At 64.3% G+C, this 17,377-nt stretch carries 10 protein-coding genes and 1 tRNA gene; 9 read left to right on the top strand and 2 right to left on the bottom strand.

Annotated features, from left to right (window positions below; genetic code table 11):
- Positions 1-3: 3 nt before the first annotated feature.
- Entirely contained in the window at positions 4-2,139 is a 2,136-nt protein-coding gene (locus AC6RV7_RS03205; protein WP_500092457.1) for a prenyltransferase/squalene oxidase repeat-containing protein, read from the top strand.
- Here AC6RV7_RS03205 and AC6RV7_RS03200 read toward each other — a convergent pair.
- The gene (locus tag AC6RV7_RS03200; RefSeq protein ID WP_500092456.1) at positions 2,081-2,329 is read right to left on the bottom strand and encodes a hypothetical protein; all 249 of its coding nucleotides are present in this window, start codon (positions 2,327-2,329) and stop codon (positions 2,081-2,083) included. The two genes, AC6RV7_RS03205 and AC6RV7_RS03200, sit on opposite strands and share 59 nt — an antisense overlap.
- A gap of 106 nt (positions 2,330-2,435) precedes the next feature.
- Complete coding sequence (locus AC6RV7_RS03195) at positions 2,436-3,596, bottom strand: iron-containing alcohol dehydrogenase (protein WP_500092455.1); 1,161 nt, start codon at positions 3,594-3,596, stop codon at positions 2,436-2,438.
- 208 nt (positions 3,597-3,804) lie between these two features.
- Between AC6RV7_RS03195 and AC6RV7_RS03190 the strand changes: the two genes are divergently transcribed.
- The 8 genes from AC6RV7_RS03190 to AC6RV7_RS03155 all read left to right on the top strand — a co-directional run bounded on the left by AC6RV7_RS03190 (position 3,805) and on the right by AC6RV7_RS03155 (position 17,260).
- Positions 3,805-6,207 carry a transporter substrate-binding domain-containing protein gene (locus AC6RV7_RS03190; protein WP_500092454.1) on the top strand — a complete coding sequence of 801 codons (2,403 nt, stop codon included), beginning with the start codon at positions 3,805-3,807 and terminating at the stop codon, positions 6,205-6,207.
- A 52-nt stretch (positions 6,208-6,259) separates the two neighbouring features.
- Positions 6,260-7,180, top strand: coding sequence for an archaetidylserine decarboxylase (asd, locus tag AC6RV7_RS03185; protein WP_500092453.1), 921 nt, complete (start codon positions 6,260-6,262; stop codon positions 7,178-7,180).
- Between the two features lie 128 nt (positions 7,181-7,308).
- Positions 7,309-8,184: a sulfurtransferase gene (locus AC6RV7_RS03180; RefSeq protein ID WP_500092452.1), complete on the top strand. Its 876-nt coding sequence runs from the start codon at positions 7,309-7,311 to the stop codon at positions 8,182-8,184.
- Between the two features lie 70 nt (positions 8,185-8,254).
- Positions 8,255-8,716 (top strand): SufE family protein, encoded by a 462-nt coding sequence (locus AC6RV7_RS03175; protein ID WP_500092451.1) that lies wholly within the window; start codon positions 8,255-8,257, stop codon positions 8,714-8,716.
- 63 nt (positions 8,717-8,779) lie between these two features.
- Positions 8,780-8,863, top strand: a tRNA-Leu gene (locus tag AC6RV7_RS03170).
- 310 nt (positions 8,864-9,173) lie between these two features.
- Positions 9,174-11,552, top strand: coding sequence for a TonB-dependent siderophore receptor (locus tag AC6RV7_RS03165; RefSeq protein WP_500092450.1), 2,379 nt, complete (start codon positions 9,174-9,176; stop codon positions 11,550-11,552).
- A 4-nt stretch (positions 11,553-11,556) separates the two neighbouring features.
- Positions 11,557-13,098: a sodium:solute symporter family protein gene (locus AC6RV7_RS03160; protein ID WP_500092449.1), complete on the top strand. Its 1,542-nt coding sequence runs from the start codon at positions 11,557-11,559 to the stop codon at positions 13,096-13,098.
- A complete protein-coding gene (locus tag AC6RV7_RS03155; protein ID WP_500092448.1) occupies positions 13,088-17,260 on the top strand; it encodes a fibronectin type III domain-containing protein in 4,173 nt (1,390 codons plus the stop codon). The genes AC6RV7_RS03160 and AC6RV7_RS03155 overlap by 11 nt, the downstream gene beginning before the upstream one ends.
- Positions 17,261-17,377 lie beyond the last annotated feature (117 nt).

Raw genomic sequence — 17,377 nt, 5'->3', positions numbered from 1 at the left:
TTCGTGGAGACGCCGGCCGCGCGGCACGGCGGCCTGGACGCCTGCTTCGATCTCGTCAGCTCGCATTTCCCGCCGGCGCTTGTTTCCGCGGCAGCGCAGTCGAAGTTGCGCGCCGGGCTCGCGAACCTGGTTCCCCTTTCGCCGTTCAGGGTTGGCTTCGAATGCAGGCTCGCAGCCGGCGCGGAGCAGGTGGACCTGCAACAAGGAATCGCGGCAACAGGAGCCGCGCGGCTGGGACTTCGAGAGCACGTGGCCCGGATTGTGGCTCGCGGTCACTCGACAGTGCATCCCGCCTGGCGGCGCGTGGAAGCGTTTTGTGCGTGGTGGTGCGATCCCGCTTCTCCGGCGCATCGCGACGTCGTGGATCTCTGGCTCGAGTTCGACCTGGAGTCCAACGATGCGGCTGCGGCGGCGCCGTCCGTATTTTTAGGGCTGCCGCAGAAACCCGGCGCAACGGCGCAAACGTTCGAGACTGCGGTGGCGGCGGTCGGGCTGTTGGAGGGCGCGCGGGTGGCCGGCCGCCGGTTGCAGACGCTGCGCCGTTGTTTCGAGGTTTGCGAGAATGGCGCCTATGTCAGTCATCTGGGCACGATGCTCGCTCGCGATACGCCGTGGCTGCGGGTCAATCTCAAGCAAGTTCCCGGAGGTGAGATCCCGTCGTTGCTGGAGCAGCTCGATTGGCCGGGCGATGGGAATCAACTGCGCGAACTCCTGCCGCGACTCGCGGCATTCAGCGACGGGATCACCACCTGTCTGGATGTAGCCGGGGAACTCTCCCCGCGCGTTGGCTTGGAATGTGCCGTCGAGCAAGAAGTCGGCGGGGAGTCGCGCTGGCGGGCGCTGCTGGATCGACTGGTAGCGGATGGACTTTGCGCGCCCGAAAAAGCAAACGCGGTGCTCGCCTGGCCGGGCTACGTCGATCCGATGCAGTCCCCGGCCGGGTGGCCCGTCGCGCTGATGGGCCAATCGCTGCGGCAACCTTCGGACCATTTCAGCGCGATTCGGCGCGAGGTCTCGCACCTCAAGGTGACCTGCCAGCCCTCGCGTCCTCCGGAAGCGAAGGGGTATTTCGGTTTCACTCACGTATGGCTGAAGCCCGCGACCGCTGAGGCGAATGTCGTGAGATCCGCAGCGGTGACCCAGCGGAGCTTTTCACGTGGCGCGCTCTCGGAATCCGTCGAGCAGGCGATCGGCTTCTTGCTCGACGCCCGCTCGTCCACCGGTTGGTGGACCGACTACGATCAATGGGACGAAGGAGGCGCGAGCACAGAGTGGGTGACGGCTTATGTCGGCTCGGCGCTCGCGGAATTGTCCCGTTCCGATTGTCGGCGCGCGGCGAGTTGGGCGTGGGCATTGCTCAAATCTTCCCGAGATGACCACGCGGGTTGGGGCTGGGCGCAACATGCGCCGGCTGACGCGGATTCGACGGCATGGGGATTGCGGCTGGCGCAAGGGGTCGGCACGAACGACGGCGAACGGATCGCGCGGGCGCGGGAGTTTCTCGCGCTGCATTGCTTCCCCGAAGGCGTGCACACCTATCGCGAGGAGTATTATCGGAGATTCACGGGGCACGCCGTGCTGCCCCCTGAGTTGCGATCGTATTTCGAACCGCACACCTGTGTAACAGCGGCGGTGGCATCGCTGCCCGGACAGCGAGCCCTGCTTCCGTGCCTGCGAGCCTTGCAGCAGTCGGACGGCCGCTGGCTCAGTCATTGGTGGCCTGACGACGACTATGCGACGGCGTTTGCAGCCGAGGCGCTCGCGGTCGGAGGTGAGTCCGGGGATCTGGTTCGGATCGAGCGCGCAGTGAATTGGTGTCGCGGCCGACTTTCGGCCGACGGCTGCGTGCGAACGACCTCTCGTCCGAACGGCTCGGCTTTTTCGACCAGCCTTGCACTCAGAACGCTGCTCCTCACGCCCGAGATCTCTCCGGTGCAGGATGCCGTGGGTGCAGCCACGCGCTGGCTGCTGAACCATCAAGACGTGGACGGTTCCTGGGGCCCTTCAGCGGACATGTATGTGCGACGCGCGGAGCATCCGCTCGTCGACAGTCGGGCGGTGCTCACCACGGCGACGGTGCTCACTGCGCTTCGAGGTCTGCAGGAGACGCTTCATAACGGTGCCGGGTGCCGAATTTGAGCCAGCGCAGCCGCCAGTCGTGCTTGAACGCCGCCTCGAACTCCTGCGCGGTGAACGAGAGCTCACACTCCGCGCCCCACGTCACCAGCGACTCGAATAGTTTTCCCTCGGGCACGGCCGCGATTCGGTCTCGGAGTTGCCGATCGGTCTGAATCTGCCGGATAAAGTCCAGTGCGTGGGAGAAAGACATCGGTGGTATGGGCTGATTCGTTTGCACCACCCGCGGCGCGGAAGCGCAAAGAAAAAGCCGCGGATATTGCCGCGGCTTTTTCTGTAGATACAGGACGAATCCTGGTTCAGCTCGCCAGCCGCAGGATCTCTTCGACCTTGGCGGGTGTGATGTCGCCGTGTTCGCCGATCGCGGTGAGGCCGCGGGAGGCAAGACGCTGCGCGACGGCGCCGGCGGTGGTCGCGGGCACGTCGTAGTCCGAAAGGCGGGTCCGGATGCCGATGGACTCGTAGAAAGCGCGCGTCTTCTCGATCGCGGCGTCGATGCGCGCGTCTGCGCTGCCGTCGCGCAGATCCCAGACGCGTTCGGCGTATTGGAGCAGCTTGGCGCGTTTGGTGGTGCGCTGCACCTGTAGCAGATTTGGCAATACGATCGCCAGCGTGCGGGCGTGGTCGATGCCGTGCAACGCGGTGAGCTCGTGGCCGATGGTGTGCGTCGCCCAATCCTGCGGCACGCCGACGGCGATGAAGCCGTTCAGCGCGCAGGTCGCGGCCCAGACAAGGTTCGCGCGGGCCGCGTAGTCAGTCGGATGGGCGAGCGTCTGCGGCGCGACGTCGATCAAGACGCGCAGCAGCGACTCGGCAAAACGGTCCTGCACGGCGGCGTCGGCGGGAAACGTGAGGTATTGCTCGATGACGTGACAGAAGGCGTCGCCGATGCCGTTCGCGATCTGGCGCGTCGGCAGCGAGAAGGTCGTTTCCGGATCGAGGACGGAAAACTTCGGGAAAACGTGCGCGCTGATGAAATGAAGCTTTTCCTGGATCGCGCGGCGCGAGATGACGGACGCGCCGTTGGCTTCGGAACCGGTGGCGGGCAACGTGAGCACCGCGCCGATCGGGATCGCGCGTGTGACGTTCGTGCCGGTTTTGACGAGGATCTGCCACGGGTCGGACCCTTCGAAGAGAATCGCGGCGGCGACGAACTTCGCACCGTCGAGGACGGAGCCGCCGCCGACGGCGAGGATCCAGTCAATCTTCTCACGGCGGCCGAGTTCCACGGCACGCAGGAGCGTGTCGTAGTCGGGATTGGCCTCGACGCCGAAGAATTCGAAGGTGGCGCGCGCGCCGAGGGCGGCTTTCACCTGTTCGTAGACGCCGTTCTGCTTGATGCTGCCGCCGCCGGCGAGGAGGAGAACGCGGGCCCCGGCGGGCAGCTCGTCGTTGACCTTGGCGATCTGGCCGCGGCCGAAATGGATCCGCGTGGGATTCAGGTAGGTAAAGTTGTCCATGACAAAAATGTCTGCCGGCCGGCCGGACGTGGCAAGCGGCGGAACGGGTCATTCCATCCTGCGCTTGAGTGGCGATCAGGGGGCGGCCATCCTCCCCGCTGGCATGGTATCCAGGCCGAACCGCTGTCGTCCGATCGGGCATTCCCGCGCAGGGGGACGGCGATTTTTTGATTTCCGGGCGGCGTGGCTGTGGATCGGGCTGAGCGTGATGTTCGCGCCGCTGACGCTGCCGGCGCAGGACGCCGGCGGTGGGCTGGCGGCGGCCTTCGAGTCGGAACGAAGCCGCGCGCCGCTTCGTCGCGTAGGTGTGTTGTCCGACAACTTCCCGCTCAGTTTTCGACACGAGCACGGGGCGGTGGACGGATTCGTCTACGAGCTGACGCGCGAGATCGAGAACGTGATGGGGTTGCAGTTCGAACGCGTGGAAGGCCCGACGGACGAAATCAACCGGGCTTTTCGGGAGGGGCGCCTCGATTTGCTGCAGAGTTACGCGCATTTTCCCGAGCGGGAGGATCACGCCGATTTTTCGGTGCCGTATCTGGTGCTCTCCGGCGCGATTTTTGTGCGCGAAGGCGGGCCGTCGATCGGAAGCGTGGCGGATCTGCGCGGGCGGCGCGTGCTGGTGCATCGCGGCAGCTTGGGCGAGACGGTGTTGAGACGGGCGGGACTGGAGCAAAGCATCGTCTACGTGGCGTCGCTCGAGAAGGCGGTGCAGGCGCTGGAGGCGGGCGAGGGCGATGCGACCCTGCTGACGCGGCTTACCGGTCTCGCGATGGTGCATGAGTTGGGGCTCAAGCGCGTGCGGGTGCTCGATGTGCCCGTGGAGGGCTATGAAGTGCGTTATTGCTACGCTGTGCGCGATGGGGACCGCGAACTGCTGGCCAAGATCAACGAAGGGCTGGCGGTGCTGGTGCGGGTGGGGACCTTCGATCGGGTTTATCGCCGGTGGTTCGGCCATGTGGAGCCGCGCAAATTCACGGTGGAGGAGTTCACTCTCGCAGTTGCAGCCGGACTGGCGATCGCGCTCGTCGTGTCGTTATGGGCGGTGGTCCGGTTGCAGCGGCTGCGGAGACGGATTGCGCGACAGGCGGAGACTCTCCGCTTGAGCGACGAGCGTCACCGGGCGGTTTTCGACGGCGCGCGTGACGGGCTCATGGTGGTGACGCGCGACGCGCACGGACGCTGGGGCATCGAGCAAATCAATCCACCGGCGCGTCGCATGCTCGCACTCGCGGGCGAGCAAGGCGGCATGCTCCTGGCCGAAGCCTGCGCCCGGGAGCCGGCGCTGGCGGCTCGGCTGGAGGAGGCGGGTGCCCGCCGCGACGCGGTGGAATTCGAACACGAGCTCGCGGGCGATCGCGGCTGCTGGCGCATCGGCGTCAGTCCCTTGGGCGAGGGCGTGCTGGTGCGGATCAGCGACATCACCGCGGCGTTTCGGCAGCGGCACCGCGCGAAGCAACAGGAAGCCCAGATCATCCAGGCCCAGAAGCTCGAAGCGCTCGGCACGCTGGCAGGAGGCGTCGCCCACGATTTCAACAACCTGCTCTCCGTGATCATGGGCAACACGGATCTCGTGCTGCTCGGACTGCCGCCCGACGGCCCCGAGGCGAATCAGTTGCGGCGGGTGCTGGCGGCGGCGCGGCGCGCGCGCCAGCTGGTGCGGCAGGTGTTGACGTTCTCGCGGCGCACCGAGGCGAGCCGCGAAGTGCTGGCGGTCGGTCCGGTGATCGAGGAGATGATCGAATTCCTCCGCGCGCTCGCGCACGGGGCAGTGGAGTTCGAGCAGCGCACGACGGCGGATCTCCCGGACATCGTCGCGGACACGGCCCAGCTGCACCAGGTGTTGATGAACATCGGCACCAACGCCGTGCAAGCGATGCGGGGACGGCGCGGACGGCTGACGGTGACGACGGAGCTGGTGACGGTCGACGACGAGGTGCAGGCGCAGCTCCCGCAGCTCGCGACGGGCCGGTTCGTGCGCATTGGAATTCAGGATACAGGGCCCGGAATCCCGCCGGAGGTGGTCGCGCGGATTTTCGAGCCGTATTTCACGACGAAACCCCCGGGGGAGGGCACCGGGCTCGGACTTTCGGTGGTGCATGGCATCATGCAGCTGCACGGCGGCGCGGTGACGGTTTACAGCCAGGTGGGCCGCGGGACGCTGTTTAGTCTCTATTTCCCGGCCGCGAGCGGGCCGGCGCAAGAGGACGATCCCGAGGTTCCACGCGGCGCCGGCGAGCGCGTGCTGCTGGTGGACGACGAACCGGCGGTGGCGCGGACGGCGCAGCAGATCCTGGCGAAGCTCGGTTACGACGTGAGCGTGCACAGCGCGCCGGCCGATGCGCTCGAGGCGTTGCGCGGCGACCCAGCGGGGTTTGCGGTTGTGCTGACGGACCTGGCGATGCCCCACATGAACGGGCTGCAGTTTGTCGCCGCGCTGCGGCAGATCGCGCGCGGGCTGCCGGTGGTGGCGATGAGCGGCTTTTTCTCGCCGGCCGAGGAGGAGGCGCTGGATCTCGCCGGAGTGGCGGTGCGGTTGCACAAGCCGCTCACCTACGTGTCGGTCGCGCGGGCGATGGCGGCAGCGTTGCGACCGGGCGTCGCCGGGTGAGTGCGGGATTTGGCTTTGCGGCCGGCGCGATCGTCGGCGAAGGTGGGACCGCATGCGTGCCGAGCCGATCCGCTTTTTCCACCGCTACAAGAAGACCGTCGAGACCGAGCAGGTTTTTGGCGAAGGCTGGCTGCGTTTTGCCTACGAGAATCCGGCCGGGCGGTTCTTCGTGTGGCTCGTGGCGCGCCGGAAAATCTTTTCCTGGTGGTATGGGCGCAAGATGAACGGCCGCTACAGCGCGCTGCGCATCCTGCCGTTCATCACCGCCTACGATATCGACGTCGACGAGTTCGCGAAGTCGGCTTTCGACTACAAGACATTCAACGAGTTTTTTTATCGTGCGTTGAAGCCTGGCGTGCGGCCGATCGCGGCCGGCGAGCGCGTGGCGGCAATGCCGGCGGACGGCCGGCATCTGGTGTTTCCCAATGTGGAAACGACGCCCGGCTTTTACGTGAAGGGGGGGAACTTCACCCTCGCGGAATTGTTTGCGGAAGATCACCTGCCGGAAGGCGAGCGCCCGCTGGCGGCCAAGTTTGCGGGCGGCGCGATGCTGATCTCGCGGTTGTGCCCGGTCGATTATCACCGCTTTCATTTTCCGGTGAGCGGAATGCCCGGCGAGCCGCGGCTGATCAACGGCTGGCTCTATTCCGTGAGCCCGGTCGCGCTGCGGCGCAACCTGCACTATCTCGTGCAAAACAAACGCATGCTCACGCTGATCGAGTCGCCGGTGTTCGGCACGGTCGCGATGTTCGAAGTCGGCGCGACGAATGTCGGCAGCATCCGCCAGACTTTCGTCGCTGGGCGAGCGGCGAACAAGGGCGACGAGAAAGGCCTGTTCGCGTTCGGCGGGTCGTGCGTGATCACGGTCTTTCAACGCGGCCGGATCCGCTTCGATGCGGATCTCGTCGAGCACAGCGCGGTGCATCGCGAGGTTTACGTGCGGATGGGCGACCGGTTGGGCGAGGCGCCCTGACGGACGGAGGCGGATCGGCGCCGGCGGCGCAGGTTCGCGGCACGGCCCGACCGTATGACTCGAAACGGCCGCCAAAATGCCTTGCGGCTGTTTGCGTTTGCGTCGCCGGAGCCGCATCGTGGCCCGCCATGAATCCGAAGTTTGCCGGCTACGCGCATCCTGAAGTTTTGGTCGACGGCGCCTGGTTGCAGGAGCACCTGAACGATCCGTCGATCCGCATCGTGGAGAGCAACGAGGACGTGTTGCTCTACGACACGGGCCACCTCCCGGGCGCCGTGCACATCGACTGGCGCGGAGACCTGCAGGACAACACCCAGCGCGACTACGTGACGCCGGAGCGCTTCGCTGAAGTGTGCTCGAAGAACGGTATCGGGCCGGATACGACCGTCGTGTTTTACGGCGACAAGTCGAACTGGTGGGCGGCGTATGCGCTGTGGGCGTTCCGGTTGTTCGGGCACACAAAGGTGAAGCTGCTCGATGGCGGCAGCGCGAAGTGGAAGGCGGAAGGCCGGCCGATCACGCGCGAAAAGCCGAAGATCGCGCCGACGCAGTATCCGCTGCCGAAACGGCGTCACGACGACGAGATTCGCGCGTTTTTCCTCGATGCCCTGGCGCATTCCAACGCCCGCCAGCCGCTCATCGACGTGCGTTCGCCGGGCGAATACCGCGGCGAGATCACGCACATGCCCGAGTATCCGCAGGAAGGTGTCCTGCGCGGCGGCCATGTGCCCGGCGCGCGCAGCGTCCCGTGGAAAACGGCCGCGAACGACGACGGCACGTTCAAGAGCTTCGACGAGCTGAAAAAAATCTACACCGAGGATCTGGGGTTGAAAAAGGACGACGACATCATCGCGTATTGCCGTATCGGCGAGCGCTCGAGCCACACCTGGTTCGTGCTCACGTATTTGCTCGGGTATGACAAGGTCCGCAACTACGACGGTTCGTGGACCGAGTGGGGCAACATGGTGCGCGCGCCCATCGCCAAGGGCGAGCAGCCGGGCTGAGGGGATTTCCGATTTTGAAATTTCGATTTTCGATTTGCCGGATGACGGGACGTCGGCGCGGGATCTGGGGATGAGCACGTATCCGCCGAATCTCGCCGAGATCGTCGATTTCTTCGACCTGCTGCCCGAGGACGAGAAGCGCGAAAACCTGATCGCCTATGCCGACAGCGCGGCCGCGTGCGCGCCGAAGGCGGGTGAGACGTTCGATCTCGAGGACGTGCGCAAGGACGAGGAATGCACCGACACGGTTGGCGTGTTTCTCCGCGTGGATCGAGCGACGCGCGCGCTGCATTTTCGGATCAACCTCGGACCGCATGTGCAGACGCTCACCCGGGCGATGACGGCGATCCTGTGCAAGGGACTCGACGGCGCGACGCCGGAGCAGGTGCTGGACGTGCCGCAGGATTTTGTGCCGAAGATCGTCGGCGGTCAGCTCGTGCGCCTGCGCAGCCAGACGGTTTATTACATCCTGACGCGAATGAAGAGCACCGCGAAGGTGTGGCTCAATCGCGAGCGCGCGGCGGCGACGTAAGGGCCGGCCGGGTGGGATTCCGCCTTGCGTCGGCTTGGGGCCGAACCGCAAGCTCGGCGCGACGCTCGGGTGGTGGAATGGCAGACACGACGGTCTTAGAAGCCGTTGCCGTAAGGCGTGCAGGTTCAAGTCCTGTCCCGAGCACCAGCGACCTTTCGCGACAAACTCCGCGGTGGTGCTGACTGTGATGCCGGGCATGTGGTGGCCGAATCGAGGCGTGTTGCGGCGCCGTCGTGGACTCACCCTTGATCGACATGCTCCATCTATTGGCATTTCTGCGCAGGAGCGCAGGCGGTTCAGCTCACTGAGATCGAGAAGCCGCGGGAAGTTCGATGTAGCCATGTTTTCGAGCGGGTTGAGATGGATATCAGGGCTGACAGTGAGACGCCGGGGAACGGAGTCTTCGAGCGGTCCCAGTCACCCTCTGACCACCCCGACCACACCAACCCCTACTCCTATGAATCCTACACGTCTCCGCACGATGGCAGCTTTCGCTGCCCTCGGAATTTTTGGACCGCTTGCGAATGTGTATTCGCAGCCCTCGGCCGTTTACCCGCCGGAGGACGAAATCGTTCATTTGTCGCCGTTCGAGGTCAAAGGCACTGACGAGAATGGTTACCTCGCTTCGGAAGCGACTTCGGGGACGCGTTACGCCACCTCGATCATGGAGACTCCGTTTGCGGTCAACGTGATCACCAAGGAGTTCATGGAAGACTTCCTGGCGATCGACCTGACGGGCCAGGAGCTGCTGAGCTACACGAGTTCGTTTTCGTTCGCCGAAGGCACGGGCGCGATCAACCTGCGCGGCATCCGCGGCTTCTCCGTTTATAAAAACGGCCTGCGCGAAGGTGGCGTTCTCGGGCCCGCATCGCTCGAGCGCACCGAAGTGATCAAGGGGCCCAACGCCGCGATCTACGGCCAGGCCGAACCGTCCGGCATGGTGAATCGCATCACGAAGAAGGGGAAGCCGAAGGCCTTTCAGGAACTGCGCGTCAATTATGGCGAGAACCAGTTGAGCCGCGTGCAGATCGACGTGAACCAGCCGATCGTGAAGGACAAGCTCTTGACGCGTTTCGCGTTTTCGCAGGAAAGCAATCAGACGGGCATCCAGGATTTTGCGCGCTTCCGCCGGACCAACGTCTACGGATCGTTCACCTGGAACATCGCGGAGAACACCGCGCTGACGATGAATGCGGAATACGTGTGGTTCCGCAGCCAGACGCAGGCCGCGTCGTTGATGCCTTTCGTGTTTCGCCCGGTCGTGATCAATGGCGTGACGACCAACCAATTCATCGGGCTCTTCGGGCGTGGCGAATATGAAGATTATAGTCATGTGAACACCGCCGGACCGTTTGCGTACAATCAAGTGGGCTATACCCAAGTCGACGGCACGCTGTCTCATAAGGTGAACGATTGGCTGACGGTGCGTGCGCTTGGCGGATTCTGGAACCGGCCGCAGAACCAGATCACCTCGGTGAACAGCGGCTCCAACGCCGGCGCCTACAACGCCGCCACCGGCGTCATTCAGGGCACGAGCCTGCCGCAGATCACCCGCAATCGCGCCACGCAGGTCAACGCGCAGATCGACGTGCTGGCCGAATTCAAAACGGGCGAGATCGGCCACAAGCTATTGCTGACGGGCGATTTTCAGGAGAGCGATGCCTATGCCGGCGTCCGCCGCACGAACAATCCTGCTTACGCGCTGCCGCTTAACAATTTCCTCACGGGCGGCCCTTACCAGATCGAAGGCTTCACTTACGGCAACTACCGCGATCCCGCCTGGAATGTGGCGGCGACCAGTAACACCAATATCCAAACCACCACCGGCGTCATGCTCAGCGAGCGGCTCGCGCTGCTGGATAACCGCTGGTTCATCATCGTCGGCGGCCGCTATGACAAGCTTGAGCGCAAGCAAACGAACGATCTCGGTCCCATCCAGGCGGCGACGCAGCGGGTGGACGCCGGGGAGGAAATCACCTATCCCGTTTCCGAAGCGGTCACGTATCAGACCGGCACGTTGTATCGCGTGACGCCCGAGGTCTCGGTTTATGCGAACTTCAGCAGTTCATTCCTGCCGCAGGGAACGGGCCTCACCATCGTGGACGCCACCGGCAAGCCGCTCGATCCGCAGGAGGGCAAGGGCGGCGAACTCGGCGTGAAGTTCGACCTCGTGAAGCAGCGGCTGTCGTTCACGGCGGGCGTGTACGATCTCGAGCGCTCCAACATTCCGCGTCTCGCCCGCGATCCCGCCGGCAATCCGATTTTGATTCCGGGACCGACGCCCGGCGCAACCCGCCAATACAGCAACGTCGCCGATGTGCGCTCCAAGGGCGTGGAGTTCGACGCGAACTGGCGTCCGACCAACAGCCTGTCGGTGACGCTGGGCGTCGGGTATAATAATATCAAATACGTCCGCGTCCCGAACGTGACCGAGCAATACCTGATCGGGATTCCGCCGGACAACTCCCCGCATTGGACGGGCGGCACCACGGTTTCCTATCGTTTCCTCACGGGAGCGCTGAAGGGTTTCAATCTTCGCGCGGGTGTCCGTTATCAGGGCGAAGCGCTGGTCAACAACTCCACCGCGAGCATCTACGGCGACAGCGGCGTCAAAGGTCCGGGCGTCAAGATCGGCGGTCAGTTCTATGACACCTATTACTTCAAGAACGAGGCCTTCGTGCTGGTGAACCTCGGACTCGGCTATCGCTGGAAATTCCGCGAGACCGATCATGCCATCAACCTCGACGTCTCCAACGCGCTCGACGAGCGTTACCTCCGCGGCGCGCGCGCGGGCGATCCCTGCGCGGTCACGCTGAGCTACAGCCTCAAGCTTTGATCCATTGATCCATCCCTCGCTCCCACTCGCTTTCGTTGCGCGTTCCCTTTCGCTCGCCGACTACGTTGTTCTGGGCGCCTATCTGGCGCTGAACCTCGCGATCGGTTGGTGGTGTGGACGCAAGAAGGCGGAGGGGAGCGCGGGCTATTTTCTGGGCGGCCGGCGGGTGAGCTGGTGGGCCGCGGCGATCAGCTTCTTTGCCACTGCGACCAGCAGCATCAGCTTCATGGCGTTGCCGGCCAAGGCGTTCACCACCGACTGGCTGGCCTTCGGTTCCGCGCCCGCGCAAGCATTCGCAGGAATCGCGGTGGGGGTTTTCCTCGTGGGGCTGCTGCGGCGGCTGAATTTGACGACGGTCTACGGCTATCTCGAACAGCGTTTTGACCGTCGCGTGCGCCTGCTCGGCGCCGGGCTGGGCGTCCTGTTGAAAGTCGGCGGCCGCATGGGCGTGGTGATGCTGCTGCCGGCGCTCGCGCTGGCCACGGTGACGGAGATGAACGTTTACGTGATCATCCTGCTCATGGGCGTCGTCACCACGATCTACGCGATCGAGGGAGGCTTCGAGGCGGTGGTCTGGACCGACGTGATTCAGAGCACGGTGATGCTCGGCGGCGTGGCGCTGGCCGTTTATTCCATCGTCAGCGGAGTGCCGGGTGGCTTCGGCGAAGTCATCGCCGCTGGCAATGACGCCGGGAAATTTCACATGGTGTCGTGGTCGCTGGATGCGACCACGCCGACAGTGTGGGTGTTCGTCGGCATGTTTCTCGCCCATATATTTTCCCAAGTCTCCGACCAGCCGCTGATGCAGCGGATGCTGGCGACGTCCGACGTCAAGCAGGCTCAGCGAACGGTGGTCATGGGCAACCTGATCGGCCTGGCGAGTTCCGTAGTGTTCTTCTTTGTCGGCAGCGCGCTGTGGGTGTTTTACCAAGCTCATCCCGAGCGTCTCGCGGAAGGCGTGCCGAACGACGCGATCTTTCCCTACTTCATCGCCAACGAACTGCCCGTCGGCATCGTCGGATTGATTGTCGCAGCGCTGTTCTCCGCCGCGATGGGGGCGCTATCGAGTGCGATCAATTCCACGGCGACGATCGTCGTGACCGACTTTCAGATGATCTTGAATCCGCAGGCGACCGAGGCGTCCAAGGTGAGGGTGGCCAAACTCTCCACTTTCGCGTGTGGAGTGCTCGGCACGGCGATGGCGATGTATCTCGCCTATAAAAACGTGCCGTCGTTGTGGGATGAGTTCTTGAAACTCATCGCGCTGATCGGCGGAGGATTTCCCGGCGTGTTTGCGCTTGGTCTGTTGACGAAGCGGGCCACGTCGACTGGCGTGATCATCGGCGCCGTCGGAAGTATCGCCGTCACCTGGTGGGTACAGACCTTCACGAACCTTAATGTGTTTATCCATGGCTTCGTGGCCGTCGCCTCTTGTATGGCGATCGGGTATATTGCCAGCTTGCTGGTTGGCACCCGGAGTGAATCGCCGGCAGGCGCCAAACTCACCTTTTGGGATGCGCAGACTTCACCCCGAGATGAACGTTAGGCGTCTCGGCAGCGCCGGGATGGTGGCCCGGCTTTTCATGGTGCTGCTCGCCTGGTCGGTCCCGAGTGATGCCGAGGCGTCGATCGATCGCCCCGGCGCGGCCGTCGAGCGGGTTTTCGAACTGAAGGATCGTCTGAACAGCGAGTTCTTCGCCTGGCCGGAAACACGCCTGAGCTACCGCGTCGAGTTTCCCGCCGGCACCCATGGCGCCGGCGGCGAGCGGCTCGTGGAGCGTGCACCCTCCGGTGCGTCCGCCGACGTGCCGTTCCAATGGTCGGACGTGGTCCGTGATGCGTCCGGCTCCTGGGAATCGGCCACGCTGAATTTCATGGCATCACTCGAGCCAGGCCAACGCCGTGCGTTTGCCCTTGTGCGCTCGAGCGACGTAGCGGCCGTTTCCGAAGCGGGGGTGAGCGTCGAAGAACATGACGACGTTTTCGAGCTGCGCTCGGATTCGCTTTCAGTCCGCGTGCCGAAAAGCCGCTCCTTCAACGACGCCGACGACGTGATCGGTCCGGTGGCCGGGGTGGCTCGTGGCGCGCGCTGGCTGGGCACGTCGAAGCTGCGGGTCGAGGGAATGCGCGTGGAGCGACTTGAGACGCGGGTGATCGATCGTGGACCGGTGTTTGCCACGGTGCAGCTGGTTTATCGTTTCGCCGGTGGAGCTATCTATACGGCGAGCGTGCGCGTGACCGCACGCTATCAACACTTCGAGCTGGTCGAGCGCATGGAAGGTTTCGCCGACGAAGCTGCGGCGACCGTCGAGATGGAGTGGCGCGATTTCGCGCCGGCGCGCCGCTTCGCAGCGAATGGTTGGAAGATGCCGGATGGATCGCTCGGAATCGACGAGCCGGTCGTCACCGACGGTATTACGGAAGAGCCGCACTGGTTTCCGCCGGAAGTCACGGAGGATCCAGCCCGCGAGATGATCTACACGCTTTCCCCCTTTCAGGGAAACCAGCCGCGGAATGCAGTGCCGGTGATGAGTTTTTGGGAGGAGGGGAGCGCCGCGCTGGAACTGAGCGCCTTCGTCGACGATGCGCTCGCGTGGTGCCATGACGAATACGCCATCTGGCAACCGACGGAAAAGCTGAACCTGCGTTTCCGCTATGCGAACGGGCTGCTCGTGTGGTGGCTGCCGTTGAAGAATGGCGCCCGCTCGATCGGCATCGCGCTGCACGGCGTGCAAGCCGGCGAACAGGCCGTGGCCGCCGTGCGAAATGCCTATCTTGCGACCATCAAGGGCGACCCAAAGGCGTTCGCCGGTCAGGTCGTTTATGATCCCGCGTCCATGCAACTGCGCTACGCGCAGCTCCTCCGCTCGTGGCATGGCGCACTGTCGCTGAACCGCGTCAAAGATTGGCAACTTGATTATCCCGCCGACGGCCGCCCGCCGGTGGCGATCCTTGCAAAAGCCGGACTTCCGAGCGACTCGCCGGAACGATTCGAACGCGACCTCTTCACGTCCGCGTTGGCGCTGTATCCTCTCGGCCTGAATCTGGGGGTGATGAATATCTCCCATCGCGTGGTGCCTGCGTTCTTGGGGCGCTACGCGGCGCTGCGCGAACGGCTTTCGCCGGACCAACGCTCGCGGATCGAGGCTTGGTTGCTTCTGTGCGCCTACGTGAATGCGGGCGAGGAACTCGCGCCGGTGCGGACGGCGCTGGCCGGTGCGCCCAACATGGCGGCCGATGGCTTTAGCATTCCTGCGGAGATCAGCGCCGCATTTCCGAGTCATCCCCAAGCGGCGCTTTGGCGCGACCAGTTCGAAAAAACCGTCGAACTGAACGCGGTGTTCTACACGCGTCCCGCAGTGGCGGAGTGGAATGCGCGAGGCGGACGCTGGGCCGAGAGTCTGGCCACTTATCATTGGGCCCAGTTGCTGCCGATCACCACCGCGCAAATCCTCACGGGCGCCGTCGATGGGCGCAACCGACTCGCCAGTCCTGAAATGGCGGAGAGAGCGGAATGGCTGATCGGTCAGTTGACCGCACCTATTTATAACCCCGATCCCGAATGGAGACTGGGACGGATCATGCAGCCGCCCGCTCGGGCGGAATCGTGGCAGCCAGGCGACGCGTTCGCGACCTCGCTTGGATTCGAGCGGCAGCTCCCCGCGCACGGCGCCCATAGTTCGGGCACCGCGGCGACCGTCCCCGATTCGGTATTGGTGTGGGCTGACAGTCTCCAAAATTACGCACCGCTGGCTGCCGAGCATCTTCGGTGGGCGCATGCTCAGGCCCGGCGCGGCGACAAAGGCGAATGGCGTACCACGCCGGTTCAGCGCGCCTATCTCGAGGATCGCGAACCGAATGCGGGAACGCCGCCCGTGTTGACCTCGGCGAAATACACGGGCCACGGGGTCGTGCTGCGGGCAGGAGTCGGCACGCCTGACGAAGTGTCCGTCCATTTGGATCAGATCGACCAAGGTCCAAACTATCGCTGGGGAAACTCCGGCGAGGGAAATTCGGGCACGTTGTATTTCTACGCCGGCGGGAAAGTTTGGTCGGGCCACGAATCCGAAAACACCGGCGATCATACCACCGAGGATACGTTGGGCTCGTCCACCTACGGCGTGTGGAAACAGGGCGCCTATCGATCGCTCGGCAGCAACGTGCTTGACCGGCCTCTTCTCGACCTTGGCATCGCGCAACTCGCCACCGTCGCGGCGCGGTCGACTCCGCATCCTTATTCGTGGCCGCAGTATCGGGCGCGCAGTGTCATGCTGGTCGGGACCGACTACTTCCTGCTCATGGACGACGCCAGCGGTCCGGGCCGGTTCTCTTGGTTCAACGCCAAGGATCTCGCGTTGCCCAAGCTCATCTTCCTCGAGCCGCGCTCGAGCCGGCCGGATCACTGGTTCGAAGTCAGCACGCGGATGTCGCACGGAATTCTCCGCGACCTGCCGCGGGAAACGGACACCAGCCTCGTGCTCGTGACGCACAAGCACGACGACGTCGCGCTGTTGAATGCGAGAGCGAAGACGCTGGCGTTTCCCGACACGATCCCGATGAACGAATTCCCGGGGACTCGTCCCGAAACGCCCGGAGTTTATCGCGTACGGGCGCCGCGGAGCCGCGACTTGGTTTTCCGCGCCTCAAAACGAATCGAGTTTGCGGACGACGGTGTTTCCTTCCGCGGAACGGCCGGAGTCGTGCGTCGACACGATCGCGGCGAAATCGAGTTGGCGCTGCTCGAAGGCACGGAGATTGGCGCGAACGGTTTTGGCCTGGTTCTGCCGGAGAACGGCGCCGCCGCCGTTGGCGCGACGATGAGCGACGCGAAGGCGATTCGCGGTCGTTTCAATGCGGCGCGGACCGTCGCGATGAAAGTGAAGGGTGTCGCGCGAGGGATGAAATTCTACGTCGATGGGCGCGCGGGTGTGATGACGGATCACGGCGAATTCTTCGAACTGACGCTGCCGCCGGGCGCGCATGCGTGGGAATTGACGGCCGAAACGCCGCAGCCGATCGCGCCGACGATCCTCGGAACGAGCAATTTTCCTGGCGGAGCGGAGATCCTTTTCGATTCAGTGGGATCGGCGACGGACTATGTGGTCGAAGTCAGCCACGACGACGGTGCGACCTGGACGGAGTCAGTCCGCGTCGCGCAGCCGCCCGCGAAAATTGCGGGACTGCCGAGTCGGGGAAAAATGCACGTGCGCATGCGGGCGGAGAATAGAGCGGAGCGAAGTGAGCCGGGTGCGTCGTATCCCCTCTACCTGTCCGGCGCGACGCCGCCTGCCCCGGACGGACTTCGCGCGTGGTTGGAGCGCGGTGCCGTGACGCTGACCTGGGGGGAGGTTTTGGGCGTGCAAAACTATCAACTCTACCGAAGGAAACGGGGAGGCGCGGACGCGTGGGAGATTGTATATAGCGGAGCCGAGCGCCGGTTCGTCGACCGCAGCCGCCCGGTCAACCCGCCGGACCGGTTGCCGAACGATCGCGACGACCGCGCGACCACTGTCGAAATTTGGGAATATGCGGTGAGTTCGGTCAATGGTTACGGAGAAGGCCCGCGGAGTGTCAGCTGCGATACCGATCCCTCTTCCTGGCGAAATTGGTGGCCGCGGGACACGGCGCGTCAGCCGAAACGTGTCACGAGTTATTGGCTGCCGCCGTATGTGGAAGCCGACGAGACGGGCCCGCTGTATTATCCGTAATCTTCCCGGGGCCGCAGTTGGTTTCGAAAAGGTTTCTGCGCGATTTGGCCCGGTCTGGGTGCTTCTGCCAAGCGAGGAGGCCGCCGTAGGTTTGGGGCGTCGGCTTTCCCTGAAGTT

Source organism: Opitutus sp. sgz309028, assembly GCF_059821195.1.
The sequence above is the reverse complement of the archived record's forward strand: the minus strand, read 5'-3'. Positions and strand labels throughout refer to the sequence as shown.